Origin of the sequence: Streptomyces typhae, assembly GCF_009755605.1 — a bacterium.
In the GTDB taxonomy this organism is placed as follows: Bacteria; Actinomycetota; Actinomycetes; order Streptomycetales; family Streptomycetaceae; genus Streptomyces; species Streptomyces typhae.
On sequence record NZ_WPNZ01000010.1, the window covers coordinates 169914 to 196276 of the forward strand.

The window sequence follows — 26363 nt, forward strand, 5'->3', positions numbered from 1 at the left end:
GCGCGTGGGCGCCCTAGCCGTTGCTCGGGGCGCGGTGTGAACCGGTCCCCGCCCCGTCGTGCGAGTCTCCCGCACCCGCGGCGGACTCGCCGTCGTGCACGTCACCCGCGCGGGTGGGATTCACGGGCGTGGGGCCTGTGGGCGCGGGATCCGCGGGTGCGGGAGCCGTGGACCCGGGGCCCGCGGGTTCAGGGTCCTCGGGCTCGGGAGCCGCGGAGTCGGGAGCCGTGGGTGCGGGACCCGTGGGCTCGGGACCTGCGGATTCACGGCCCGCAGGCTCGGGGGCCGCGGATTCAGGGCCCTCGGACTCCGGATCCGCCGATGCCTGACCCGCGGGTGCGGGACCCGTGTGGTCCTGCTCGTCTTCCATGATCTCTCCGGTGGCGGTGTTCACGGCGGGTGCCGCCGGTTCCGCTCGGGCGAAGGCCGCCAGGATGGACTCGGCCGTCTTGCGGCCTATGCCGGGCACCTCGCAGATCTGGTCGAGGGTCGCCGACCGGAGTTTCTTCACCGAACCGAAGTGCTTGATCAGCGTCTGCTTGCGGGCGTCGCCGAGGCCGGGCACGTCGTCCAGCGGGCTCGACCTGAAGCGCTTGCTCCGCTTTGTCCGCTGGTAGGAGATCGCGAAGCGGTGTGCCTCGTCCCGCACCCGTTGCAGGAGGTAGAGACCCTCGCTGGTGCGCGGCAGGATCACCGGGTCGTCCTCGCCGGGCACCCAGACCTCTTCGAGACGCTTGGCGAGGCCGCAGACGGCGATGTCGTCGATGCCGAGCTCGTCCAGGGCGCGCTGGGCGGCGGCGACCTGCGGCTGGCCGCCGTCCACGACGACGAGCTGCGGCGGATACGCGAACTTCTTGGGCCGCCCGTCCTCCTCGGTGAGGCTCTCCTGCACCTCCTCGGAGGTCCACTCCCCGTTCTTCTCCTTCTCGACCAGATAGCGCCGGAAGCGTCGGGTGATCACTTCGTGCATGGACCGGACGTCGTCCTGCCCCTCGAAGCCCTTGATCTGGAAGCGGCGGTACTCGCTCTTGCGGGCGAGGCCGTCCTCGAAGACGACCATGGAGGCCACGACGTCGTCGCCCTGGAGGTGCGAGATGTCGTAGCACTCGACGCGCAGGGGGGCGCTGTCGAGGTCCAGGGCCGCCGCGATCTCCTCCAGGGCGCGGGAGCGGGTCGTCAGGTCGGAGGCGCGCTTGGTCTTGTGCAGGGCGAGGGACTGCTGGGCGTTGCGCGCGACGGTCTCCATGAGCGCCTTCTTGTCGCCGCGCTGGGGGACGCGCAGCGACACGTTCGACCCGCGGCGCTGGGTGAGCCAGTCCTGGACGGGCTCCACGGGGTCGGGCAGCGCGGGGACGAGGACCTCCTTGGGGACGGCGTCGCCCGTCTCCTCGCCGTAGAGCTGCTGCAGCGCGTGCTCGACGAGGTCGGCCGTGGTGACCGCCTCGACCTTGTCGGTGACCCAGCCGCGCTGGCCGCGCACGCGTCCGCCGCGTACGTGGAAGATCTGGACGGCGGCTTCGAGATCGTCCTCGGCGACCGCGATCAGGTCGGCGTCGGTGGCGTCGGCGAGGACGACGGCGCTCTTCTCCATCGCCTTCCTGAGGGCCTCTATGTCGTCGCGGAGCCGCGCCGCGCGCTCGTACTCCATGTCCTCGGCGGCTTCCGTCATCCGGTGTTCGAGGCGTCGGATGTACGTGCCCGTGCGGCCGGTCATGAACTCGCAGAAGTCCTCGGCCAGTTCGCGGTGCTCCTCGGGGGAGACGCGCTCGACGCAGGGCGCCGAGCACTTGCCGATGTAGCCGAGGAGGCAGGGGCGGCCGGTGCGGGCGGCGTTCTTGAAGACGCCCGCGGAGCACGTGCGGACGGGGAAGACGCGCAGGAGCAGGTCCACCGTGTCCCGGATCGCCCAGGCGTGGCCGTACGGACCGAAGTAGCGCACGCCCTTCTTCTTCTGACCGCGCATCACCTGCACGCGCGGGAATTCCTCGTTCATCGTCACCGCGAGGTACGGATAGCTCTTGTCGTCGCGGTACTTCACGTTGAACCGCGGGTCGTACTCCTTGATCCAGGTGTACTCCAGCTGGAGCGCCGCGGTCTCCGTGGCGACGACGGTCCACTCCACCGAGGCGGCGGTGGTGACCATCGTCGCCGTGCGGGGGTGCAGGTTCGCCAGGTCCTGGAAGTAGCTCGCGAGCCGCTGGCGCAGGCTCTTGGCCTTCCCGACGTAGATCACCCGGCGGTGCTCGTCACGGAACTTGTAGACCCCCGGCGAGTCGGGGATCTGCCCCGGCTTGGGGCGGTAGCTGGAAGGGTCGGCCATGTCGGACAGCCTACTGGCGAGCGGTGACAGTCAGTCGCGAAGCCCACTGGCCGTCGGCCACCCGCCCGCCCCGGGAGGGCGGACGGGTGGGGAACGTCACGGCCGAGGGCCGTGGCCGGCTCAGCCCAGACGACGCCCCCGCCGCCGGACAACCGCGACCCCCGACAGAGCGAGCGCGACCAGCGCCCCCGCCCCGGCCACGGAGGAGGCGACGGCCACCGCCCCGTCGGACCCGGCGGCGGACGCCGTGCCCTCGGCCTTGGCCTGCGCGCCCCCGGCCTTGGCCGGCGCGTCCGCGGAGTCCGGACCGAACCCGCCCGCCTGTCCGGACTTCGCGTACGCGGACCCCGGCAGCTTGTCGCCGTACTCCTTGTGCACGCGCTCCTGGTAGGCGGCGGTGGTCGTGCCCCGCGCGCCGACCGCCCGCCGGGCCTCCTCGTCGAGCGGCAGGACGCGGGCACCCTTGGTGACGTACCAGGCGTTGATCTGCGGCTCGTGGAAGACGGTGCCTCCGGGGAGCTTGTCGGCACCCACGCGCGCGTAGTGGGTCTCGTCGTCCCCGGTGGCGATGTTCACGATCTCCCAGGAGCCGCCCTGCCGGACGGACCACAGGGAGGCCTCCTGGCCGTCGGCCGACACCGCCTTGCTGGCGAGGAACTCCATCCGTGCGATGGGCGCCTTCTTCTTGCCCGCGACGAAGTCCGGCGACAAGTAGTAGACGGGCACGGCCTTGTCGCCCTGCACGCGCGGGTCGGCCGCCCCCTTGGTGACGGCTCCCTCGCGGGCGAAGAAGCGGGCGAGCGTGTCCAGGGTCTTCGGGGCCTCGGCCGCTTCGTGGGCGGCGTCGCGGGAGGCCTCCGAGGGCGCGCCGGGCGCGGGCGGTGCGGGCTGCGCGGCCGGGCCCGAGTCGGCCGTGGCGTGCGGCGCGGCGAGGCCGAGGAGCAGCGCGGCGGCCGTCCCGGCGAGTGTGGCCTTCAGGACGTGGCCGGTGCGGGTGTCGTGACGGGTCATCGCGTTCACGCCCCTATCCGGTACAGCGAGTGGGTCCAGGAGAAGGTGTTGTTGTTCACGTACCAGTTGTGGGAGGCCCAGTTGTAGCGGTCGCTGGAGGGCCAGGGGTCGCCCCAGTACACCCAGCTGTTGGCCGTGTCGTAGCCGTAGATGGTGTGCATGTGGCCGCCGCCGTTGGACCACAGGATGCGGGTCTCGATCGGACGGCCCGCGTTGATCTCCGTCTGCACGGCGGAGTAGCGCAGCCAGTCGCCGATGTACGAGCCACGGCTGATGCCCGCCCAGGCCAGGGCGTTCTGCACGTTGCCCAGGTTGGCCTGGTTGTTGGGGCACTCGGTGTTCTGGCTGCGGCCGAAGGCGGCGTTGCAGAACTGGTTCTGGCTGTAGTTCCTGCCGTAGAAGGTGGCGATGGTGTTGCCCGCCGCCGCCCAGCACCAGTTGTTCTTCTGCTGCGCCTGCATGGTGATGTTCAGGCGCTTGGCCGCCAGGGCCGACTTGCCGGCCGCTCCCGAGGCGGCCGGAGCGTCGGCGGACGGGGCGGGGAGGGACGACGTGCCGTGGGGGGACGGCGTCTCGTGGGGCGCGGCAACGGCGGTGGCCGCCGGTACGGCGAGGAAGGCCGCCGCGGCGGCGGTGAGCGCGGAGATCCGTCTGCGACGGCTGGTTCCGCTGTTTCTTGGGTGCATCGCGTTCCTCCCGAGCAAGGGGGGGTGAGAGGTGGAGGAGCGCGTCCGGACGCTGCGATTGAGCATCAAGTGTTGTCCGGTGCAGGTCAACACGCTTCAATGCGGGAGGAACATGCAGCGTGAACGGCGGCGTATCCGTGTGAACACCGGCCCTGCGCCCACCTGGCCGCCCGCCCCGACCGGGGCGTACACCCGTGCGGCCGCAGTGAACGTTCACAGAAAGGACCTGCGGTGCGGTACGCCTCCCCCCACGCATCCCCCGTCGCCTCTCCCTCTCTCCCGGCTCTCCCGGCTCTCCCGGCTTCCCCTCCTGCCACTCCCCCGGCTTCTGTGCCGGTCCCTCCTTCCGCCGCGCCTGCGGACAGCCGCGCGGAGGACCTGGCCACCGCCCTGCGCACCGGGCCGTTCCACGTCGCCCTGCGGGCCGCCATCGCCGCCCGGCGGCTGCCCCTGCAGCGCGTCCGCCACCACCTGGCGCGGGCGGGCGTCCAGGTCGGCGTGACCAGCCTGAGCTACTGGCAGCAGGGCGCGCGGCGCCCTCAGCGCGCCGAGTCGCTGCGTGCCGTACGCGCCCTGGAGGAGATACTGCGACTCCCCGAGGAGTCCCTGATCCGGCTGCTCGCCAAGGACGACGAGCGACCGGACGCGGAGCGGCCCGCCGCCCGCTCGTACCGCTCCCTGGTGGAGGCGTCCGACGTCCTTCAGTCACTGCTCGCCGACCTGGAGGCACCGCGGGACGGCGGTCTGCACACCGTCGGCCACCACGAGCGCGTCCGTATCGGCGCACACCGCGAACTCCTGGGACGCGACTCCCAGCACGTCGTACGTGCCCACAAGGACGGCATCGACCGCTACCTGGCCATCCACCACGGCGACCCCGGTTCCGCCCCGGAAAACGTGGAGGTGCGCGCCCTGGAGAACTGCCGCACCGGCCGCGTCCGCTGGCACCACGACACCGGCGTCCTGGTCGCGGAGCTCCTGTTCGACGCGCGGCTGCGGGCGGGCGACACCCATCTGTTCTGTTACGGCTTCGAGGACGGCACGGCCGGCACGAGCACCGAGTACGTACGCAGCTTCAGCTTCGCCGGCGGCCAGTACGCGCTCCAGGTCAGGTTCGCCGAGAACGCGCTCCCCGTACGCTGCCACCGCTTCACCCAGCACTCGGCGGCAGCCCCGCGCCTCGGACGCCAGGAGCTGACGCTGAGCGGCAGCCACCGCTCGGTGCACCTGGTGGAGCCCCAGGTGCGGGCCGGGCTCATCGGGATGGGGTGGGACTGGCAGTGAACATCGGGATGGGGTGGGACCGGCAGTGAACGAGGGGGAGGTAGGGACCGGCAGTGACCGGAGCAGGACCGGCAGTGCGGCCCGGTCAGGCTTCCGGACCCGCCACGATCTTGCCGCCCGCCACCTTCACGGGCAGCTCCGCCAGCGGGGACACGGCGGGCTCGCGGAGCACCTTGCCGCTCCTCGCGTCGAACTCGCTGCCGTGGCACTGACAGGTCAGCTTGGCGCCCTTCAGCTTCTGGATGGGGCACCGCGCATGGGTGCAGATGCTGCTGAACGCCTTGTACTCGTCGTCGGAGATCCGGCTGACCACCACGTTCTCGTCGGTGTAGAGCTTGGAGGAGCCCACCGGGACCTCCTCGGCCGCGCCCAGGTCCACCGGCTCGGTCGGCGCCGAGCGGTTGCCGTTGCCGCCGGTCGAGCAGGCGGCGAGCCCGAGCCCCGCGGCCGGGACGAGTGCGGCGGCGCGCAGCACGGTACGGCGGGCGGGGGGCGTGCCGGGCATGGACTCTCCACAGGTCAGGGGGTGCGGCGACGCGTAGACCCTACCGGTGGGCGATCGAGTGACCGGGTGCGGCTCCGCGGCGCCCGAGTGCCGCCCGCATCGACCACGCCCGCCTCCTTTGGCCCTAGCCTGTGCGCAGGTCGCCGTCGGGTACGCCGTCGGGCACCATCGGACGCCGTCGGACGCCGCCGGACGCCGTCGGGCACCATCGGACGCCGTCGGACGCCGTCGGACGCCGTCGGACGCCGTCGGACGCCGTCGGACGCCGTCGAGGTACGGACGCTCCGGAGCACGGGAGCGTGGAAAGGAACCGTCAGTGATAGTCGTCGCAGGAGAGGCCCTGATCGACCTCGTTCCGCAGGAGGCCGGGCCCGCGCCCCGGGACGGACGGCACACCGCGGACGGGAGCGAAGCCTCCGTGGGCGCCGGTGCGGGCGCAGGCGTGAACGCTGATGCGGGCGCGGGCGTGAACGTCGATGCGGGCGCAGGCGCGGGCGTGCACGCGGGCGCGAGTACGGGCGGACGCGCTGGCGCGAGTGCGGGCGCGGCCGCAAGCGTCGGCGCCGAAGGCCGAGCCCCCGCGCTCCCCCTGCCCGCCCTGGCGCCGCGCCTCGGCGGCGGCCCGTACAACACCGCGATCGCCCTCAGCCGCCTCGGCTCCGCCACCGCCTTCTGCTCGCGGATCTCGTCCGACGCGTTCGGCGAGGCGCTGCTCGCGGGGCTGCGGGCCGCCGGTGTCGACGTGACGCACGTCCAGCGCGGCGCCGAGCCGACGACGCTGGCCGTCGCCTCGATCGGCGCGGACGGTTCCGCCGGCTACTCCTTCTACGTCGACGGCACCGCGGACCGCCTCTTCGCGGCGCCCTCCCGGTTCCCCGACGGCGTACGGGCGATGTCCTTCGGTACCTGCTCGCTCGCCCTCGAACCGGGCGCGACCGCCTACGAGGAGCTGATGCGGGACGCGGCGGAGCGCGGCGTCTGTACGGCGCTCGACCCCAACATCCGCTCCGGCCTCATCCCCGACGCCGACGCCTACCGCGCCCGCTTCAAGAGCTGGCTGCCCTCGGTGACGCTCCTGAAGGTGTCGGAGGAGGACGCGCGCTGGCTCGGCGGGACACCGCGGGAGTGGCTGGCGTCGGGGCCCGCCGCCGTGGTGGTGACGCGGGGCGGCGACGGCCTCTCCGTCTTCACGCGCGACGGCGAGGTGTCCGTGCCTGGTGTCGCGGTCGACGTCGTGGACACGATCGGAGCGGGCGACACGGTCAACGCCGCGCTGCTGCACGCCCTCGGTACACGCGACGCGCTGTCCGCGGACGCGGTGGCGGGCCTCGGCGCCGACGACTGGGAGGCGGTACTGCGGTTCGCGGCACGCGCGGCGGCGCTCACCTGCTCGCGCGCGGGCGCGGAGCCGCCGTACGCGCGGGAGCTCGGCGAGGCGTAGACGCCGCCACGCGACCCGAACGCGGCGGGTGCGCGTGCGGGTCAGTCGCCCACCGCGCGCAAGCCTCCCGGTCTGCGGCCGTTCAGACGGTCGAGCGCCACCGCCGTGGCGTCGTCCGCGGGCAGGTGGACCAGCAGCCGCTGACCGTCGACGTCCGGCAGCGCGAGCGACTCGTACGCGAGCCGCAGCGCCCCCGCCTGCGGGTGGGCCATGCACAGCACACCACTGCGACGCGGCACCCCGGGAACACCCTCGACGCGGTCGGCGAACGGCTTTCCCGCGAGCACCGTCAACTCGTCGACGAACTCCTGCACATGGGGGTCGATCATCGGCGATTCGCTGCGCAGATACGCGATCTGGTCGTCGGCGACCAGATCCCACTCCGTGAACGCGGTGCGCGCCCGCACGTCGGTGAAGACGAAGCGCATCACGTTGGGCCGGTCGTCGTCGAGCAGACCGAGGGGCCGGGCGATCCGTTCGTAGCCGGTCGTGTACGCGAGGACGTCGCTGAGCCGGTTGAGCAGCACCGCCGGGGTGGGTTCGAGACGGTCGACGAGGGCACGCACGGTGGGGCGCACGGACAGGGCGGGCGGCGGGGCGGCGGCGCAGCAGGGATCGTCCGCCGCGCTGCTCGCCCGGTCCAGACGGCGCAGATGCAGGCGCTCCTCGACGGTGAGCCGCAGGACGTCGGCGAGCGAACCCAGCACGGACGGCGAGGGGTTGCGGTCACGCCCCTGTTCGAGGCGGGTCAGATACTCGACGCTGATGCCCGCGAGCGTGGCGACCTCGGAGCGGCGCAGGCCGGGGGTGCGGCGTCGCGGGCCGCTCGGCAGGCCCACTTCGGTGGGGGTGACGGCCTCGCGGCGGGCGCGCAGAAAGGCTCCCAGCTCGTTGTCGCTCACCGTTCGAACGTATCAGGACGCGTTCCGGTGCGGCCGCTCTCATCATGGCCCTGCCACTACCAGTCTCGGCCCGGCCTTCCTCGGCCTCCTGCACCGCTCCACAGTGGACGCCATGACTACCGAGACCAACACCGCCACCACTGCCGACGCCGCCGCCACAGCTGCCCCTGCTGCCCCGAGTGCCGCTGCCGCCCCTGCTCTGCCGCTGCCCGCGGGCCGCTGGACGCACGACCCGCTGCACTCGGCCGTCAACTTCACCATCCGTCACCTCGGCATCTCCATAGTCCGCGGCCGCTTCACGGAGTTCGACGCGGAGCTGCTGGTGGGCGAGACCCTGGAGGACACGGCGGTGAACGCCACGATCGCCCTGGCGTCGATCGACACCGGCAACACCGATCGCGACGCGCATGTGCGCGCCTCCGACCTGCTGGATGTGGAGCGCCGCCCGACGATGGTGTTCCGTTCGCGCCGGATCACCGGCGCCGGTGAGGAGTGGACGCTGGCGGGCGACCTGACCATCGGCGACGTGACCCGTCCGGTGACGCTCGCCGTGGAGTTCGGCGGCCTCGGCGCGTTCGGCGACACCCGGCACGCCGGTTTCGAGGCGACGGGCGAGATCCGCCGCAGCGAGTACGGCCTGACGTTCGCGCCCGGCATGCTCGGCGAGGTCGTGAAGATCCAGCTGGACCTGCAGTTCTCGGAGCCGGGCACACCGGAGGCGTAGCTATGGGTGCGAGTCGTCCGCGCCGAAGGCGCCGTGCCGCCCCGCCCCGGCGGTGAACCGCGCGACGCCCTCGGCCGCTTCGTCGAGCGAGCGCAGGCCGTGCCGCAACTCGGCCGCGAGGGCCTCCCGTTCGGGCAGCCCGTGCTGTTCGCGGGCGGAGAGCCGGTCGTTCCGCAGGCAGGTCCCCGGGAACGCGGCGATCTCCGCGGCTAGCCGCTCGGCCGCCGCCCGCCCGGTCCCCCGCGGTACGACGCGGTTGACGAGGCCCATGCCGAGGGCTTCCGCAGCGTCGACGGGGCGACCGGTGAGGATGAGGTCCATGGCGCGGCCCTCACCGACGATCCGGGGCAGTCGCACTGTCCCGCCGTCGATGAGCGGTACGCCCCAGCGGCGGCAGAAGACCCCGAACACGGCGTCCTCCTCGGCCACCCGCAGATCGCACCAGAGCGCCAGTTCGAGACCGCCCGCGACGGCGTGGCCGGAGACCGCGGCGATGACGGGCTTGGACAGGTTCAGCCGCGTCGGCCCCATCGGCCCGTCGGTTCCGGTGACGTCGTTGGCGTCGGGCGTGCCCAGGGCCTTGAGGTCGGCGCCCGCGCAGAAGGTGCCGCCCTCGCCCCACAGGACGGCGACCGACGCCTCGGGGTCGGCGTCGAAGGCCCGGAAGGCGTCCGCGAGCGCGCGGGCGGTGGGGCCGTCGACCGCGTTGCGGGTGTGCGGGCGGGAGAGGACGACCGTGGTGACGGGGCCGTCGCGTTCGGCCCGCACGGGCGGGGCGGCTGTGGGCGTGGTGCGCGTCGTCTCCTCGGCCATGGTCCGCCTTCTCCCTCGCTGCTCGTGGGGTCCGGGCCAGCCGAACACGCCGGCGCACGCACAACAAGACGTCAGCGCGCCGTCCCTGCGGGGACGACGCGCTGACGTGCCGGAACCGAAGCCCGCCCAAGCCGAAGCCAGGGCCGCGGCCGAAGCCAGCCCCTCGGTCCGAAGCCGGGACCGGGGCCGAAGGAACCGCCCCCGGACCGGGACCGGCACTCAGGCCTTGCGGGACCGCGCGACGGTCTTCTTGGCCGCACCCTTCTTGGCCACCGTCTTCTTGGCGACCGTCTTCTTGGCCGCTGCCTGCTTGGTGGCGGCCTTCGTGTCGGTGGCCGCCTTCGTGGCCGCCGACTTCGCAGCCGCCGCCTTCTTGGTGGCCGTCGCCTTGGTGGAGGTCGCCTTGGTGGCGGTCTTCGCAGTGGCGGTCCTCTTCGCGGTCGCCGTCGCGGCCACCGTCTTCTTGGCGGGGGCCCTCTTCGCGCCCTTGCGTGCCTGCGGCACCGCCGCGTCGCTGATCCGGTCAGCGGCGATGATGTCCCGCAGGAACTTGCCGGTGTGGCTGGCGGGCACGCCGGCGACCTCTTCGGGGGTGCCCTCGGCGATGACGAGGCCACCGCCGCTGCCGCCCTCCGGGCCCATGTCGACGACCCAGTCGGCGGTCTTGATCACGTCGAGGTTGTGCTCGATGACGATGACCGTGTTGCCCTTGTCGACGAGCCCCGAGAGGACCGAGATGAGCTTGCTGATGTCTTCGAAGTGCAGACCCGTGGTCGGCTCGTCGAGGACGTAGACCGTGCGGCCCGTGGAGCGCTTCTGGAGCTCGCTGGCCAGCTTCACGCGCTGGGCCTCGCCGCCGGAGAGCGTGGGCGCGGACTGGCCGAGCCTGACGTACCCGAGGCCCACGTCGTGGAGGGTCCTCAGGTGGCGGGCGATGGCGGGCACCGCCTCGAAGAAGTCGAGCGCCTCCTCGATGGGCATGTCGAGGACCTCGGCGATGGACTTGCCCTTGTAGTGCACGTCCAGGGTCTCGCGGTTGTAGCGCGCGCCGTGGCAGACCTCGCACGGGACGTACACGTCCGGGAGGAAGTTCATCTCGATCTTGATGGTGCCGTCGCCGGAGCAGTTCTCGCAGCGGCCGCCCTTGACGTTGAAGGAGAAGCGCCCGGGGAGATAGCCCCGGACCTTGGCCTCCGTGGTCTCGGCGAAGAGCTTGCGGACGTGGTCGAAGACTCCGGTGTACGTCGCCGGGTTCGACCGCGGGGTGCGGCCGATGGGCGACTGGTCGACGTGCACCACCTTGTCGACGAGGTCGTCGCCCTCCACGCGCGTGTGCCGCCCGGGGACGGACCTGGCGCCGTTCAGCTCCCGGGCCAGGTGCGTGTAGAGGATGTCGTTGACCAGCGTCGACTTGCCGGATCCCGAGACGCCCGTGACGGCCGTGAGGACGCCGAGCGGGAAGGAGACGTCGATGTCCTGGAGGTTGTTCTCGCGGGCGCCGTGCACCGTGAGCCGGCGCGTGGGGTCGGCGGGGCGGCGGACGTCGGGGACGGGGATGGCCCGCTTGCCCGACAGATACTGCCCGGTGACCGACTTGTCGTTGTCCAGGAGCTCCTTCAGGGAGCCGCTGTGCACGACCTTGCCGCCGTGCTCGCCCGCGCCGGGGCCGATGTCCACGACCCAGTCGGCAACCTTGATGGTGTCCTCGTCGTGCTCGACGACGATCAGGGTGTTGCCCATGTCGCGGAGCCGGACGAGGGTCTCGATCAGGCGGTGGTTGTCGCGCTGGTGCAGGCCGATGGACGGCTCGTCCAGGACGTAGAGCACGCCGACCAGGCCGGAGCCGATCTGCGTGGCCAGGCGGATGCGCTGGGCCTCACCGCCGGAGAGGGTGCCCGCGGCGCGGTTGAGCGACAAGTAGTCCAGTCCGACGTCGACCAGGAAGCGCAGCCGTTCGTTGACCTCCTTCAGGACCCGCTCGGCGATCTTCTTGTCGCGGGCGCCCAGCCTGAGCTGGGCGAGGAAGTCCGCGCAGTCGCTGATCGACATCGCGGAGACCTCGGCGATGGACTTCCCCATCACCGTGACGGCGAGGACGATCGGCTTCAGGCGCGTGCCCTCGCAGGTGGGGCAGGGCACCTCGCGCATATAGCCCTCGAAGCGCTCGCGGCTGGCGTCGCTCTCGGCCTCGCTGTGCCGCCGCTTCACGAACGGGACGGCGCCTTCGAAGGCGGTGGTGTAGACCCGCTCCCTGCCGTAGCGGTTGCGGTAGCGGACCTCGATCTGGGTCTTGTGGCCGTTCAGGAGGGCCTTCTTGGCGCGCTGCGGCAGGCCCGCCCACGGCATGTCCGTGGCGAAGCCGAGCGCGTCGGCGAGGGCGCCGACGAGGCGCCCGAAGTAGTCCTTCGTGTGGCCGTGGGACCAGGGGTGGATGGCACCCTCGTCGAGCGACTTGTCCTCGTCGGGGACGATCAGCTCGGGGTCGACCTCCATGCGCGTGCCGATGCCCGTGCAGTCGGGGCAGGCGCCGAAGGGCGAGTTGAAGGAGAAGGAGCGGGGCTCCAGCTCTTCGAAGGACAGGTCGTCGTAGGGGCAGTAGAGGTGCTCCGAGTACATCCGCTCGCGCTCGGGGTCGTCCTCGGGGAGGTCCACGAAGTCCAGGACGACCATGCCGCCGGAGAGGCCGAGCGCGGTCTCCACGGAGTCCGTGAGGCGGCGCTTGGCGCTGTCCTTGACCGTGAGGCGGTCGACGACCACCTCGATGGTGTGCTTCTCCTGCTTCTTCAGCGTGGGCGGCTCGGAGAGCTGGATGGTCTCGCCGTCCACCCGGGCGCGGCTGTACCCCTTGGTCTGGAGATCGGAGAAGAGGTCGACGAACTCGCCCTTGCGCTCGCGCACCAGCGGCGACAGGACCTGGAAGCGGCTGCCCTCGGGCAGCTCCAGGACCTTGTCGACGATGGCCTGCGGCGACTGGCGGGAGATCGGTCGGCCGCACTCGGGGCAGTGCGGCTTGCCGATGCGCGCGAAGAGCAGGCGCAGATAGTCGTAGACCTCGGTGATGGTGCCGACCGTGGAGCGCGGGTTGCGCGAGGTCGACTTCTGGTCGATGGAGACCGCCGGGGAGAGGCCTTCGATGAAGTCCACGTCCGGCTTGTCCATCTGCCCGAGGAACTGGCGGGCGTACGAGGACAGGGACTCGACGTACCGGCGCTGGCCCTCGGCGAAGATCGTGTCGAACGCGAGCGAGGACTTGCCGGACCCGGACAGACCGGTGAAGACGATGAGGGAGTCACGCGGGAGGTCGAGCGAGACGTTCTTGAGATTGTGCTCGCGCGCGCCACGGACGATGAGACGGTCGGCCACGCCGGTCCGCACCTTTCTTGAGAGAAGTGACAGGGGCGGGGCCCCCGTCCTTCACAGACTAGAGCGACCCACTGACAACGCCGGGCTGGATCTCTGTGTGGAGGAGTCCGGGGTGGAACCCGGGGGGACGAAGCCCGACTCTCAAGAGTGCCCGATGCCATCGTCGAGCGTATAGCACGGGCATTCGATTTGCGGGGCTCATCCACCGCCTTCACCCGAACGTGTGGCGAAGCTATCGTCGGGCCCATGATTGATCATGTGCGCGACCTGGCGTCTGTACGTGACGCGACCGAACGGCTGCTCGCCGCAGCCACCGACCTGGACAACGTCTCGACGGCCGAGCCGTCACTGCTTCCGGGCTGGACCCGCGGCCATGTCCTCGCCCACGTGGCGCGGAACGCCGACGCGCTGGTGAATGTGCTGGCAGGGCGGCCCATGTACGTGAGCGGGGCGGCCCGTGGCGCCGACATCGAGCGGGACGCGCCCCGGCCGATCGCGGACCACCTCGTCGACCTGCGGGAGTCCGCCGCGCGCCTGGAGGCGCAGGCCGCGCTGCCCGCCGACTGGTCCCGGACCATCACGATGCGCAACGGCGTCACGGACTCGGCGTCACGGGTGCCGTTCCGGCGCTGGGTCGAATTGGAGCTGCACCTCGTCGACCTGGGGGTCGGATATCACCTCGAGGATCTGTCCGCCGAGTTCCTGGAGCGCGAGACCGACTTCCTGACCGCCCGCTTCTCGGGGAACCCGGACGTGCCCGCGACGAGCGTCACCGACGGCACGCGCGCGTGGCGCACGGGCCGCGCTGCGGAGAAGCCCGAGGTGACCGTGGCGGGGCCGCCCCCCGCCCTGGTCGGCTGGCTCGCCGGGCGCCGCGGCGGCGACGCTCTGGCGGCCGACCTGACCTGCGAAGGCGGCCCACTTCCCGCCCTCCCCCCGCTATAGGCTGGCGGCCATGACGTACAGCGGAGCAGTGCAGGTCGGCGGACCCGCGGACGTGCACGAGTTGCAGGACCTGATGATCTCCAAGGTCGCGGTCGGGGCGATGAACAACAACGCCTACCTACTGCGCTGCCGGGCCACCGACGAGCAGCTGCTCGTCGACGCGGCGAACGAGGCGCACACGCTGCTGACGCTGATCGGTGACGACGGCATCGGGTCCGTCGTCACCACGCACCAGCACGGTGACCACTGGCAGGCGCTGGAGGAAGTGGTCGCGGCCACGGGCGCGCGCACGTACGCGGGCCGCGAGGACGCCGAGGGCATCCCGGTGCCCACGGACGTCCTGGTCGACGACGGCGACACCATCGCATTCGGCCGGATCACGCTCACCGCCCGGCATCTGGTGGGCCACACCCCGGGCTCGATCGCCCTCGTGTACGACGACCCCCACGGCCACCCGCACGTCTTCACGGGCGACTGCCTGTTCCCCGGAGGCGTCGGCAACACCTGGAAGGACCCGGAGAGGTTCGCGCGCCTCATCGGCGACGTCGAGGCCAAGATCTTCGGCACGCTGCCCGACGAGACGTGGGTCTACCCGGGCCACGGCGGCGACACCACCCTCGGCGCGGAGCGACCGCACCTCGCCGAGTGGCGCACGCGCGGCTGGTGACCCCGCTGGTGGCGCGGGACTAGCCCCGCGCCACCAGCGCAGCCACCCGCTCCACCCCGAACACGTACCCCTGCACCCCGCAGCCCACGATGATGCCGTCGGCACGCTGGGAGACGTACGAGTGGCGGCGGAACTCCTCGCGCTGGTGGACGTTGGAGATGTGGACCTCCACCACGGGCAGCCCGTCGCAGGTGCTGAGGGCGTCCAGGATCGCGATCGAGGTGTGCGTGTACGCGGCCGGGTTGATGACGATGCCCGCGTGCCGTTCCCGCGCCTCGTGGATCCAGTCCACCAACTCGCCCTCGTGGTTGGACTGGCGCAGGTCGACCGTCCCGCCGTGCGCGGCGGCCGCCTCGGCGCACATCGCCTCGACGTCGGCGAGCGTGTCGGTGCCGTAGATCTCCGGCTGGCGCTTGCCCAGGAGGTTCAGATTGGGCCCGTTGAGGATCATGACCGGGGCGGTGGCGAGGGTGTGGGGCACAGGGACCTCCATGCGCGTCGGGCTGCTGCTCACAGATGGTTTTATCGCACACGAGCAGCGCGAGGCCGTACTTCGGGTCACGTGCCGACACCTCCGCACGCCCCCGTAACCGCCCGTCACACCGGGTAGTTGACGCAGCGTGCGCAACAGTGACCCTCCGTCAACAGATCAGGCCTCAGGGCCCTCGCTGCCACGGCTCGCCGCCGCGTCGCTGGTGGGGACGGCCATCGAGTTCTACGACTTCTTCATCTACGGCACCGCGGCGGCGCTCGTCCTCGGGCCGCTGTTCTTTCCGACCTTCTCGCCGCTCGCGGGAACGCTGGCCGCGTTCGCGACGTTCGGCGTGGGCTTCGTGGCCCGGCCGCTCGGCTCGGTGCTCTTCGGGCATCTCGGCGACCGGCGCGGCCGGCGGCCCGTCCTGGTGATCTCCCTGCTGATGACCGGCCTGGCCACCGTGGCCGTCGGCTGTGTGCCGACGTTCGAGTCGATCGGTGTGGCCGCTCCCCTGCTGCTCCTGGTGCTGCGCTTCGTCCAGGGCGTGGGGCTCGGCGGCGAGTGGGGCGGCGCGGTCCTGCTCACGGCCGAGCACGCGCCACCCGAGCGGCGGGCGCTGTGGTCGAGCTTCCCGCAGGTCGGCCCTTCGATCGGGTTCCTGCTGGCCAACGGCATCACGCTGACGCTCTCCGCGGCGCTCACGGACGCGCAGTTCGCCTCCTGGGGGTGGCGGATCCCGTTCTGGGGGGCGGGCCTTCTGGCCCTGGCCGGTCTCGTGCTGCGCGCCTCGCTCGTGGAGAGCCCGGACTTCCTTCAGGTGCGCGAGCACGCGCGCGTGCCGTTCGTCGAGGTCGCGCGCGAGCACTGGCGCCTGGTGCTGCTCACGGCGGGCGCGCTCGCCGTCGGGTACGCGGTGTTCTACGCGGTCACGACGTGGTCGCTGGCGTACGGCGTGGAGCAGCTCGGCGTGAGCCGTACGGTCATGCTGGCCTGCATCATGGCGGCCGTCGTCGTGAAGGGCGCCCTGACACCGGTGGCGGCCCTGCTCGGCGACCGCTACGGACGGCGACCGATGTGTCTGGTGGGGTGCGCGGCCACCGCCCTGTGGATGTTCCCGATGGTCGCCCTCCTGGCCACGGGAGAGCCACTGCTGATGTTCACCGGCTTCCTGGTGACGATGCTCGCGTTCGTCACGATGTTCGCCGTGGTCTCGGCGTATCTGCCGGAGCTGTACGCGCCCCGTGTGCGCTGCACGGGCGCCGCGGTGGGCTACAACCTCGCCGGGGTCCTCGGTGGTGCGCTCACGCCCATGGTGGCGACGGCGGCGGCCCGGGGCGAGGGGCCTCCGTGGGGTGTGGCGGCGTATCTGGCGGCGATGGCGGTGCTGAGCCTCGGGTGCTTCGCGCTGCTGCCGGAGACGCGGCCCGCGCGGAAGGAGGTGGTGGTGCCGGTCGCCGGATGACCGTGCGCCACCGCCCGGATGCTCGGGGAGGTACGTGCGGTGAGGCATGGTGTCCGGCCGGATCGCGGCGCGTCCCGGCCGGACACCACATCTCATGGATTGACCGCGAGCTCCAGGTACGCCGCGAACAGGACCAGGTGCACACCGCCCTGCAGCGGTGTGGCGCGTCCGGGGACGACCGTGAGCGTGCCGACGAGGACCGTGAGGACGAGCAGCACCATATGGGTGGAGCTGAGGCCGAGCACGAGCGGCCCGGACAGCCACACGGAGGCGATGGCGACGGCGGGAATGGTCAGGCCGATGCTGGCCATCGCCGAGCCGAGGGCCAGGTTGAGGCTGGTCTGGACGCGGTCCCTGCGGGCCGCGCGCACGGCCGCGATGGTCTCCGGGAGCAGCACGAGCAGGGCGATGATCACACCGACCACGGCGTGCGGCAGGCCCGCGGACTCGACGCCCGACTCGATCGTCGGCGACACGCCCTTGGCGAGCCCGACGACACCGATCAGGGCGAGCCCGAGGAGGCCGAGGCTGATGAGGGCGGTGCGCGAGGAGGGCACCTCGGCGTGGTCGTCGCCGTCGACGACCTTGCCCTGTTTGGTGACCGGCAGGAAGTAGTCGCGGTGCCGTACGGTCTGGGTCGCGACGAACAGTCCGTACAGGACGAGTGAGGCCAGTGCGGCGAAGGTGAGCTGCGAGGTGGAGAACTCCGGGCCCGGCTTCGACGTCGTGAAGGTCGGCAGGACCAGGCTCAGCGTGGCCAGGGTGGCGACGGTCGCGAGCGCGGCACCGGTGCCCTCGGAGTTGAAGACGGCCACGCGGTGGCGCAGGGCTCCGGTCAGCAGACAGAGACCCACTATGCCGTTACAGGTGATCATGACGGCCGCGAAGACCGTGTCACGGGCGAGGGTCGCGCTCTTGTCGCCGCCGTCGACCATCAGGGTGACGATGAGGGCGACCTCGATGATCGTGACCGCCACGGCAAGGACCAGGGAACCGAAGGGTTCGCCGACGCGGTGCGCGATGACCTCCGCGTGATGGACCGCGGAGAGCACGGCCCCGGCCAGTACCGCCGTCACCAGGGCGACGACGAGGCCGGGCAGATCGCGCCCCCAGGTGAGGACGAGGAGGACGACTCCGAGCACGGGCACGGCGGTCGTCCACCGCGCGGCGAGTGCCCGGAACTTAGGGATCATGTACTTGATGCTGCCCCGCTCACGGGAGGGCCGCGACTTCATGTGTGCCTTTCTATGCGGGAGCGGTGCACGGTCGACGACCGACCGTGCACCGCTCCAGATGGCTCTTCTGTGCGCTTACGCCTCGACGCTGTCCTTCTGGCTGTCGTCGCTGCCGGACGGGCCGGCCTCGGCCGCCTCGCGCTCCTGCTGCTTCTTGGAGGCCATGAGGCTGGTGATCGTGGTGATGACCAGCACGCCGCAGATGACGCCGAGCGACACCGGGATGGAGATCTCGGGGACGTGTACCCCGTTCTCGTGCAAGGCGTGCAGGACGAGCTTGACGCCGATGAAGCCGAGGATCACCGACAGGCCGTAGCTCAGGTGGACCAGCTTCTTCAGCAGTCCGCCGATGAGGAAGTACAGCTGCCGCAGACCCATCAGGGCGAAGGCGTTGGCGGTGAAGACGATGTACGGGTCCTGGGTGAGGCCGAAGATCGCCGGGATGGAGTCCATCGCGAACAGGACGTCGGTGGTGCCGATGGCGAGCATGACGACCATGAGGGGCGTCATGATGCGCTTGCCGTTCTTCTGGATGAACAGCTTCGTGCCCTCGTAGCGGTCCGAGACGCCGAACTTCTTCTCGATGGACTTCAGGAGGCGGTTCTCCTCCCAGTCGTCCTCCTCCTCGTCGGCGCGGGCCTCCTGGATGAGCTTCCAGGCGGTGTAGATCAGGAACGCGCCGAAGATGTAGAAGACCCAGGAGAAGTTGGCGATGACCGCGGCACCGGCGGCGATGAAGATCGCTCGCAGGACCAGGGCGATCAGCACGCCGAACAGCAGTACGCGCTGCTGGAGGTGGGAGGGCACCGAGAACTTCGCCATGATCAGGATGAAGACGAAGAGGTTGTCGACGCTCAGCGACTTCTCGGTGATGAAGCCCGCGAAGAACTCGCCGGACGCCTGGCTCTCACCCGCGATGAGCAGGCCTATTCCGAACAGCACGGCGAGCACGATCCAGACGATCGTCCACGTACCGGCTTCCTTGATGGACACGTCGTGGGGCTTGCGCCCGATGAAGAAGTCCACCGCGATCAGGGCACACAGACCGAGAACGGTCAGCACCCACAGGGTCATAGAAACGTCCACTGCGCCTCCGGCGTCGTACGGCTACTGATCAGCGTCGTCGCTGCCGGAGGTCTCTTCCACCCGGGCGCGCTGTCCGCGCCTCGGGCCGACGCCCCGGGACCGATGGCGGTCCGTATTGACGGGCACGTCGCGTACGGGAGTACTCCCCTCCGCACGCACCAGGGTACGCGAAACACCAAGGTTAGGTAAAGGGAGCGGCAAACAACGCCCAAGTGGCCAGGTCAGGACGGTAGATGGGCTGCCGACAGTCATTAGATCGACAAAGCTCGCCACCGAACGACAACAGCCCGCCCGCGATGGGGGCGGGCGGGCTGTGCGGCGAGGGGAGAGGGGCGAGGGGCCCCGGGCGAGGGACGGCCGTCAGCGGCTTCCGGTGCGGCGGGCCGCTCCCACCCGGTCCAGGACGTGGGCGAGCACCTGGCTGCCCGGCGGCACCGCCGGCGGCTCGTACGTCCACGCGTGGCCGACCCAGGGGTCCGCGAGGTGGTCCTCGGGCACCGGCGTCAGGCGCAGCAGGGCCCGCCACAGCGGGTCGAGCAGGGGGCCGTACTCGGCGGCCTCCTCGCGGTCGGCGACCATCATGAGGTGGACGCCGACCGCGGGGCCCTCGTCGGCGAGGTAGCGCAGCCGGGTCACGGCGCGGTCGTCGAAGCCGTGCGGGAAGTCGTTGACGACGAGCAGCTGCTCACCGGTGTCCAGATCCTGCGGCAGCGCGTCGGCGACACCGCCCCTGACGGCCATCTGCACCAGGTCCACACGCTGGGTGAGCCGCTTGAGCATGGCGGTGACACCGGCGGCGCCGGTCGCGGGCGGCTCGTCCAGGACTCCGGCCGTCACGAGCGGGGCGAAGGCGCTCCGGCCGGTGCCCGCGGCGTCGATGACGTGCACCGTGAACGCGCCGGGCGGGTACGAGGCGAGCAGCCGGGCAGCGTGCGTCACGGCGCTGTCCAGGGCGAGGCGGCGCAGCTGGTCCGCGTCGGCGAGGGAGTCCGTGCCGGAGCGGCCGCTGTCGATCCACAGGCCGCGTTCGAGGGGCAGCCGGACGAGCATGGGGATGCGCAGGTCCGGGCGCTCGGGCAGGTGCAGGCCGCCGAGGCGCAGCGCCATCGGGACCTCCATGGGCGCGCGATAGCCCTGCCAGACGGGGCTCGACCAGTCGGCGAAGGCCACGGGCAGGGCCGGCTCCACGACCTCCGCCTCGGCGGCGAGCTGGGCCAGGTCGCGGTCGAGGGCGGCGCGCGCCTGGTCGACGAGGTCGCCGTGGCGGGCACGGGCGGCGGCGCGCGCGGTGTCCCCGGTGTCGCCGATGCGGCTGCGCGGGTCGGAGAGGACCTTGTCCAGCTCCTGCTCCATGCGGGAGTCGGCGAAGTCCACAGCGCTGCGGTACGCGGCGGCCGTGCGGGCCAGGTCTTCGAACATGCCCCAGACCTGGTTGTAGAGCCGCTCCTCCAGGGACCAGCCGGTGGCGTCACCGGCGACGGGCGCGGGGTGCTGTCCGGGCGCCGCGGGGGACGCCGCGGGCGGGGGCGGCGGGGGCGCGGCGGTCTGACGGCGCGGGTGGGTGTAGTTCACGGGGCCGCCGTCGCCGGGCTGCTGCGCGGGGGCGGCGGGGGCCGCAGGGACCACGGGCTGGGCCGGGGGTTCGGCGGCCGGGTCGGGCGGGGTGGCCGGCTGGCCGGGGGCGGTGTGGCCCTGGGCCGCGGCGCGCACCCGGGCCTCGTCGGCGGGGCGGGGCGGGGGCGCTGCCACCGAGCGGGCCAGGCCGCGCGCCACCGCCTCGTTGATGGCGCCCGCCAGTTCCCGGGCGTCGGTCAGGCCCTGGTCGGCCAGCAGGTCGGCGAGGCCGCCCGCATAGCCCTGGCCGACGGCACGGACCTTCCAGGCGTCGCCCCTGCGGTACAGCTCCAGGGCGACGACGGCGGACTCGGCGGACAGGTCCGTGATCGTGTAGCTGGCGATCTCGGTGCCGTCGAGGCCGGTGACGGCGACGAAGGGGGCGGCGACGGCGCCGAAGGTGACCGGGCCGCCGACGCCGACCGGCAGCGCGAGCATCACGTTGACCTGGTGCGCCCCGTCCGGCAGGGCGTCCAGGTCGACGGCGAGACGGTGGTCGGCCGCCGCCTGCTGGGACACTTCGAGCCCCGGCAGGGTGGGCGCGCCGGGGTGCGCGACCCAGGACGTGCCGCGCACCGCGCGCCCTTCGTCGCTGAGCGTGGCCCCAGCCACGATCGGCTTGCCGGCCGACACCCGGATCTCGAGGCGGGTACCGGGCAGTGCGTGGTTCTGCCCCCTGACCAGCTCAGCCGTCATCGCGTTCGTTCCCCCTTGTGTCGGCCCCCTCACCGGGCCTGCGTTTCGGACTGCCGTGCCGGACGGACGGCCCCCGGTGCTTACAGGTGCGGCAGGATCGCCGGCATCAGGTCCTGGAAGGTGCGGCCGTTGGCAGGGTTGCCGAGGGCCGTCATCTGCCAGCCGGAGCCCGCGCGGTGCACCTTGGCCATGATCTGGGCGGTGTACTGGCCGCCGCCGTCGAGGGTGTAGCGGGCCAGCTCCTGGCCGTTGGTCTCGTCGACCAGGCGGCAGAAGGCGTTCTGCACCTCCTGGAAGGTCTGGCCGGTGAAGGAGTTCACCGTGAAGACGATCTGGTCGATGTGGACCGGGACGCGCTGGAGGTCCACGAGGATGGCCTCGTCGTCGCCGCCCTGGCCGACGCCGCCGACGAGGTTGTCGCCGGTGTGCCGCACCGAGCCGTCGTCGCTGATGAGGTGGCGGAAGAACACCACGTCGACGGGCTGCTTGTCGGCGAAGAGCACCGCCGACGCGTCGAGGTCGATCTCGCGGGTGCGCGAACCGAACAGGCCGCGCCGCGGGGCCGCCTGCCAGCCGAGCCCCATGCGCACTGAGGTCAGCGCGCCCCCGTCGTTCTTCTGCAGGCTGATGGCCTGGCCCTTGGTCATGTTGACCGTCACGCGCTGTCCCCTTCTCGAACTGCCCCGGGCAACCGCCCGTTGCGGCGGTTGCCCGTTCACCCTATGCAGCGGTGTCCAGGGCGACGCACCCGGTCGGGCACTTTGTGTCGGTGTTGCAACACTGCGCTACGCCGGGCCGGCTTCCGGCACGCGCTACGCGAGGCCGGCTTCCTTCATCTGCCGCAGCTCCTTCTTCATCTCCGACACCTCGTCCCGCAGCCGGGCGGCGATCTCGAACTGGAGGTTCGCGGCGGCCGTGCGCATCCGCTCGGTCATCTCCTCGACCTGCGCGGCGAGTTCGGTGGCGGGGCGGTCCGTGGGCGCCGCCTTCGCGCCCTTGCCCTTGGCGGATCCGGCCGCGGCGGCCTTCTTGCCGTCCTTGGCCGCGCTGCCGAGGGAGGGCACCGGGGCCTTGGCGCCCTTGCCGTCCTTCGCCTTGCGGTAGTCGGTGCCGAGCAGTTGCTCGGTGTCGACCTCCTCGCGTGCGATCGCCGACACGATGTCGTTGATCTTCTTGCGGAGGGGCTGCGGGTCGATGCCCTTCTCCTTGTTGTACGCGATCTGCTTCTCCCGGCGGCGGTTGGTCTCGTCGATGGCCTTCTCCATCGCCGGGGTGATCTTGTCGGCGTACATGTGGACCTGGCCGGAGACGTTGCGCGCGGCGCGGCCGATGGTCTGGATCAGGGAGGTCCCCGAGCGCAGGAAGCCCTCCTTGTCCGCGTCGAGGATCGCCACCAGGGAGACCTCGGGCAGGTCCAGGCCCTCCCGGAGGAGGTTGATGCCGACCAGGACGTCGTACTCACCGGCGCGCAGTTCGCGCAGGAGCTCGACGCGGCGCAGGGTGTCGACGTCGCTGTGCAGATAGCGGACCTGGATGCCGAGCTCCAGGAAGTAGTCGGTGAGGTCCTCGGCCATCTTCTTGGTGAGGGTGGTGACGAGGACGCGCTCGTCCTTCTCGGTGCGCTTGCGGATCTCGTGCACCAGGTCGTCGATCTGGCCCTCGGTGGGCTTGACGACGACCTCGGGGTCGACGAGGCCGGTGGGGCGGATGATCTGCTCGACGAAGCCGTCGCCGCGCGAGAGCTCGTACTTGCCCGGGGTCGCTGAGAGATAGACGGTCTGGCCGATGCGTCCGAGGAACTCCTCCCACTTCAGCGGGCGGTTGTCCAGGGCGGAGGGCAGCCGGAAGCCGTGGTCGACGAGGGTGCGCTTGCGGGAGGCGTCGCCCTCGTACATCGCGCCGATCTGGGGGACCGTGACGTGCGACTCGTCCAGGACGAGCAGGAAGTCCTCGGGGAAGTAGTCGAGGAGGGTGTTGGGGGCGGTGCCGGGGGCGCGGTCGTCGAAGTGCATCGAGTAGTTCTCGACGCCGGAGCAGGAGCCGATCTGGCGCAGCATCTCCAGGTCGTACGTGGTGCGCATGCGCAGGCGCTGGGCCTCCAGCATCTTGCCCTGCTTCTCCAGCTCCGCGAGGCGCTCGGCGAGCTCCTTCTCGATGCCGGTGACGGCCTTCTCCAGGCGCTCGGGGCCCGCCACGTAGTGGGACGCCGGGAAGACGTACAGATGGTCGTCGTCGCTGATGACCTCGCCGGTCAGGGGGTGCAGCGTGGAGAGGGCCTCGATCTCGTCGCCGAACATCTCGATCCGGACGGCCAGCTCCTCGTAGACCGGGAAGATCTCGATGGTGTCGCCGCGGACGCGGAAGGTGCCGCGGGTGAAGGCGAGGTCGTTGCGGGTGTACTGGATGTCGACGAAGCGGCGCAGGAGCTGGTCGCGGTCGATCTCCTCGCCGACCTTGAGCGGCACCATACGGTCCACGTACTCCTGTGGGGTGCCGAGGCCGTAGATGCAGGAGACGGACGCGACCACGACGACGTCGCGGCGGGTGAGCAGCGAGTTCGTCGCGGAGTGGCGCAGGCGCTCGACCTCCTCGTTGATCGAGGAGTCCTTCTCGATGTACGTGTCCGACTGGGGGACGTAGGCCTCGGGCTGGTAGTAGTCGTAGTACGAGACGAAGTACTCGACGGCGTTGTTCGGGAGGAGCTCTCGGAACTCGTTCGCCAGCTGGGCGGCCAGGGTTTTGTTCGGCGCCATCACGAGGGTGGGGCGCTGGAGCTTCTCGATCATCCACGCGGTGGTGGCCGACTTGCCGGTGCCGGTCGCGCCGAGCAGGACGACGTCCTTCTCACCTGCGCGGATGCGCTTGTCCAGGTCGGCGATGGCCGTGGGCTGGTCGCCACTGGGCTGGTACGGGCTGACGACCTCGAAAGGCGCCACCGTGCGTTCGATCTTCGATACGGGCCGCATGGAATCAACCGTACGACCACCCACTGACAACGCCCTCCGCTCACCACTTCCGCAGGGCGCGCGCCTCCGGCCGGCGGCGGCTCCTGCGGGTGGCGGGGCGGGGCCCGCCGCGGCGGCTCACGTGTGACATCGGGCGGTCCCCGGAGCGGGGCACGGAGTACGGGGAGGTGCGCGGGCGCGCGGCGGCCTTCAGGTCGGCCTTGCCCAGCATCATCAGCGGATCGAACATCACGATGACGCCCGCGAGCAGCAGGAAGGCGAGCGGGCCGACCATGAGGGGGGCGAGGATCTCGGCGGACGAGTCGCCGGGCGGCGCGGTGGACGGACCGTGCAGATGCACGCTGACGGCGGCCATGCCGGTGTAGTGCATGCCGCTGACGGCGAGCCCCATGACGAGGCTGGCGCCGAGACTCCAGAGGAAGCCCCTGATCTGGCCCGCGGCCCACAGGGCGGCGATGGCGGCGACCACGGCGATCACCACGGAGGCGGCCACGGTCAGGGTGTTGTACTCCAGTCTGCCGCCAAGGCGCATACCGGCCATTCCCAGGTAGTGCATCGACGCGATGCCGAGCCCCGTGATGGTGCCCCCGGTGAAGAGCGCGGTTCCCCTGGCGCCGCGGTAGCCGACGATGAAGATCCCGATGCCGACCATGACGATGGCGACGGCGAGGCTCGCGAAGGTCGTCGTCCGGTCGTAGTGGATCGGGGTGCCCTCCACGGTGAAGCCCATCATGGCGATGAAGTGCATCGTCCAGATGCCGGAGCCGATGGCCGCGGAGCCGAGGGCGAGCCAGCCGGGGCGCCAGGAGTGCGCGACGAGCAGCGATCTCGTGGTGCAGCGCAGGCCGAGCGCCCCTCCGAGGCATGCCATCAGGTAGGCGACCACGGGCGTGACGAATCCGTAGCTGAAGCCGTCGACCGTGCCCTCCATGAGCGGTAGCCCTTCCGCCTGTCGTACTCGGATGTCCCCGGAACGCCCCGTCTTCCCTGTCCGACGGCCTGACGAGGGGCCGTGGACTGAGGTGAGAGTAGGGCTCAGCCGTGAACGCACGAACGATTTTCCGGCAAAGAAACACGGCTTCCGCGCGCGGGGTCCTCACTTGGGGGATTGGCGTTCAACCTGTGGCCATCCTGTACCTGTCAGTAGTTGGCCGTGCACTGTCATTCTCAAACGGAACCCCCGTGAGTCCTGACGCGAGGAGAACCCGTGTACGTACGCGCCGCCGCTGCCACCACCGCCGCCCTGCTGGGGGCAGGCGCGCTCGTCCTGCCCTCCACCGCTGCCGCGCGGACCCCCGCCGACGCCGCCGTCGCAACTGGGAAGTCGGCCGCCGCACACAAGACCCCCACAGTCGTGGCACACCGCGGCGCCTCCGCCTACGCGCCCGAGAACACGCTGGCCGCGATCGACAAGGCCGCGCGGATGGGCTTCCGCTGGGTCGAGAACGACGTCCAGCGCACCAAGGACGGCGAGCTCGTCATCGTCCACGACGACAACCTGAAGCGGACCACGAACGTCGAGGAGGTCTTCCCCGACCGCGCCCCGTGGAAGGTGAAGGACTTCACGGCGGCGGAGATCGCCGAGCTTGACGCGGGCAGTTGGTTCGGGGAGAAGTACAAGGGCGCGCGGGTGCCGACGCTGACGCAGTACATGAACCGCGTCTCGCGCAACCACCAGAGCCTGGTCCTGGAGATCAAGAAGCCGGAGCTGTACCCCGGCATCGAGCAGGACACCCTGCGGGTGCTGCGCAAGACGGGCTGGCTCGACCGCAACCACGTCAAGAACAAGCTGGTCATCCAGAGCTTCGGCGCGGACAGCGTGAAGAAGGTGCACGAGCTGCGGCCGGACGTCAAGACCGGCTTCCTCGGCACGCCCGCGGTCGCCGACCTGCCCGCGTACGCCAAGTTCGCGGACCAGATCAACTCGACGCACACGTCCATATCCGCCGACTACGTGGCCGCGATCCACGCGCTCAAGGGCCCGCACGGCAAGCGCCTGGAGATCTTCACCTGGACCGTGGACGAGGCCGCCGCCGCCCAGCGCGTCGCCGGGTTCGGTGTGAACGGCATCATCACCAACAAGCCCGACGTGGTGCGCGGCGCGATCCGCGGCTGAGGTCGGGCGCGCGGCACCGGCCCCGGCACGGCGGGCGCCCGCCTGCCCGGAG

The 26363-nt window shown here is 71.3% G+C and carries 21 protein-coding genes; 7 read left to right on the plus strand and 14 right to left on the minus strand.

Translation table 11 applies throughout. The annotated features are described in order from the left end of the window. Positions 1-13 precede the first annotated feature (13 nt). From uvrC to GPA10_RS19800, 3 genes are all read right to left on the minus strand, one after another. Complete coding sequence (gene uvrC, locus GPA10_RS19790) at positions 14-2320, minus strand: excinuclease ABC subunit UvrC (RefSeq protein ID WP_246259446.1); 2307 nt, start codon at positions 2318-2320, stop codon at positions 14-16. Between the two features lie 120 nt (positions 2321-2440). After that, positions 2441-3331 carry a hypothetical protein gene (locus GPA10_RS19795; protein WP_157166649.1) on the minus strand — a complete coding sequence of 297 codons (891 nt, stop codon included), beginning with the start codon at positions 3329-3331 and terminating at the stop codon, positions 2441-2443. Between the two features lie 5 nt (positions 3332-3336). Beyond that, the gene (locus GPA10_RS19800; protein WP_157166650.1) at positions 3337-4017 is read right to left on the minus strand and encodes a papain-like cysteine protease family protein; all 681 of its coding nucleotides are present in this window, start codon (positions 4015-4017) and stop codon (positions 3337-3339) included. Between the two features lie 330 nt (positions 4018-4347). On the opposite strand from GPA10_RS19800, the gene GPA10_RS19805 reads away from it, so the two are divergent. After that, on the plus strand, positions 4348-5301 hold the full coding sequence (locus GPA10_RS19805) for a hypothetical protein (protein ID WP_343041115.1): 954 nt from the start codon (positions 4348-4350) through the stop codon (positions 5299-5301). Between the two features lie 85 nt (positions 5302-5386). Here the strand turns inward: GPA10_RS19805 and GPA10_RS19810 are convergent, their stop codons facing one another. Further along, the gene (locus GPA10_RS19810; RefSeq protein ID WP_157166651.1) at positions 5387-5806 is read right to left on the minus strand and encodes a Rieske (2Fe-2S) protein; all 420 of its coding nucleotides are present in this window, start codon (positions 5804-5806) and stop codon (positions 5387-5389) included. A 589-nt stretch (positions 5807-6395) separates the two neighbouring features. On the opposite strand from GPA10_RS19810, the gene GPA10_RS19815 reads away from it, so the two are divergent. After that, positions 6396-7247: a carbohydrate kinase family protein gene (locus GPA10_RS19815; RefSeq protein ID WP_157166750.1), complete on the plus strand. Its 852-nt coding sequence runs from the start codon at positions 6396-6398 to the stop codon at positions 7245-7247. A 41-nt stretch (positions 7248-7288) separates the two neighbouring features. Here the strand turns inward: GPA10_RS19815 and GPA10_RS19820 are convergent, their stop codons facing one another. After that, complete coding sequence (locus GPA10_RS19820; protein WP_343041116.1) at positions 7289-8149, minus strand: helix-turn-helix domain-containing protein; 861 nt, start codon at positions 8147-8149, stop codon at positions 7289-7291. Positions 8150-8261: 112 nt separating this feature from the next. On the opposite strand from GPA10_RS19820, the gene GPA10_RS19825 reads away from it, so the two are divergent. Then, on the plus strand, positions 8262-8873 hold the full coding sequence (locus tag GPA10_RS19825) for a YceI family protein (protein WP_157166652.1): 612 nt from the start codon (positions 8262-8264) through the stop codon (positions 8871-8873). Here GPA10_RS19825 and GPA10_RS19830 read toward each other — a convergent pair whose 3' ends face one another. Further along, a complete protein-coding gene (locus tag GPA10_RS19830) occupies positions 8874-9686 on the minus strand; it encodes a crotonase/enoyl-CoA hydratase family protein (protein ID WP_157166653.1) in 813 nt (270 codons plus the stop codon). A gap of 219 nt (positions 9687-9905) precedes the next feature. Further along, on the minus strand, positions 9906-13049 hold the full coding sequence (uvrA, locus tag GPA10_RS19835; RefSeq protein ID WP_343041117.1) for an excinuclease ABC subunit UvrA: 3144 nt from the start codon (positions 13047-13049) through the stop codon (positions 9906-9908). Positions 13050-13295: 246 nt separating this feature from the next. Here uvrA and GPA10_RS19840 point away from each other — a divergent pair, with 246 nt between their 5' ends. Both GPA10_RS19840 and GPA10_RS19845 read left to right on the plus strand, forming a co-directional pair. Continuing rightward, positions 13296-13994 (plus strand): maleylpyruvate isomerase family mycothiol-dependent enzyme, encoded by a 699-nt coding sequence (locus GPA10_RS19840; protein ID WP_157166654.1) that lies wholly within the window; start codon positions 13296-13298, stop codon positions 13992-13994. A 10-nt stretch (positions 13995-14004) separates the two neighbouring features. Beyond that, positions 14005-14661: an MBL fold metallo-hydrolase gene (locus GPA10_RS19845; protein ID WP_058851601.1), complete on the plus strand. Its 657-nt coding sequence runs from the start codon at positions 14005-14007 to the stop codon at positions 14659-14661. A 19-nt stretch (positions 14662-14680) separates the two neighbouring features. Here the strand turns inward: GPA10_RS19845 and aroQ are convergent, their stop codons facing one another. Further along, positions 14681-15142 (minus strand): type II 3-dehydroquinate dehydratase, encoded by a 462-nt coding sequence (gene aroQ, locus GPA10_RS19850; protein ID WP_058851602.1) that lies wholly within the window; start codon positions 15140-15142, stop codon positions 14681-14683. 187 nt (positions 15143-15329) lie between these two features. Between aroQ and GPA10_RS19855 the strand changes: the two genes are divergently transcribed. Next, positions 15330-16598 carry an MFS transporter gene (locus tag GPA10_RS19855; RefSeq protein ID WP_157166754.1) on the plus strand — a complete coding sequence of 423 codons (1269 nt, stop codon included), beginning with the start codon at positions 15330-15332 and terminating at the stop codon, positions 16596-16598. A 92-nt stretch (positions 16599-16690) separates the two neighbouring features. Here GPA10_RS19855 and GPA10_RS19860 read toward each other — a convergent pair whose 3' ends face one another. The 6 genes from GPA10_RS19860 to GPA10_RS19885 all read right to left on the minus strand — a co-directional run bounded on the left by GPA10_RS19860 (position 16691) and on the right by GPA10_RS19885 (position 25126). Next, a complete protein-coding gene (locus GPA10_RS19860) occupies positions 16691-17791 on the minus strand; it encodes a calcium:cation antiporter (protein WP_157166755.1) in 1101 nt (366 codons plus the stop codon). 117 nt (positions 17792-17908) lie between these two features. Continuing rightward, positions 17909-18919 (minus strand): TerC family protein, encoded by a 1011-nt coding sequence (locus tag GPA10_RS19865; protein ID WP_058851603.1) that lies wholly within the window; start codon positions 18917-18919, stop codon positions 17909-17911. A 360-nt stretch (positions 18920-19279) separates the two neighbouring features. Next, positions 19280-21229: a TerD family protein gene (locus GPA10_RS19870; RefSeq protein ID WP_157166656.1), complete on the minus strand. Its 1950-nt coding sequence runs from the start codon at positions 21227-21229 to the stop codon at positions 19280-19282. An 80-nt stretch (positions 21230-21309) separates the two neighbouring features. Next, the gene (locus tag GPA10_RS19875) at positions 21310-21888 is read right to left on the minus strand and encodes a TerD family protein (protein WP_343041118.1); all 579 of its coding nucleotides are present in this window, start codon (positions 21886-21888) and stop codon (positions 21310-21312) included. A gap of 153 nt (positions 21889-22041) precedes the next feature. After that, the gene (gene uvrB / locus GPA10_RS19880) at positions 22042-24195 is read right to left on the minus strand and encodes an excinuclease ABC subunit UvrB (RefSeq protein WP_157166657.1); all 2154 of its coding nucleotides are present in this window, start codon (positions 24193-24195) and stop codon (positions 22042-22044) included. Between the two features lie 40 nt (positions 24196-24235). Beyond that, positions 24236-25126, minus strand: coding sequence for an MHYT domain-containing protein (locus GPA10_RS19885; RefSeq protein WP_157166658.1), 891 nt, complete (start codon positions 25124-25126; stop codon positions 24236-24238). Between the two features lie 276 nt (positions 25127-25402). Here GPA10_RS19885 and GPA10_RS19890 point away from each other — a divergent pair, with 276 nt between their 5' ends. Further along, the gene (locus GPA10_RS19890) at positions 25403-26311 is read left to right on the plus strand and encodes a glycerophosphodiester phosphodiesterase (protein ID WP_343041119.1); all 909 of its coding nucleotides are present in this window, start codon (positions 25403-25405) and stop codon (positions 26309-26311) included. Positions 26312-26363 lie beyond the last annotated feature (52 nt).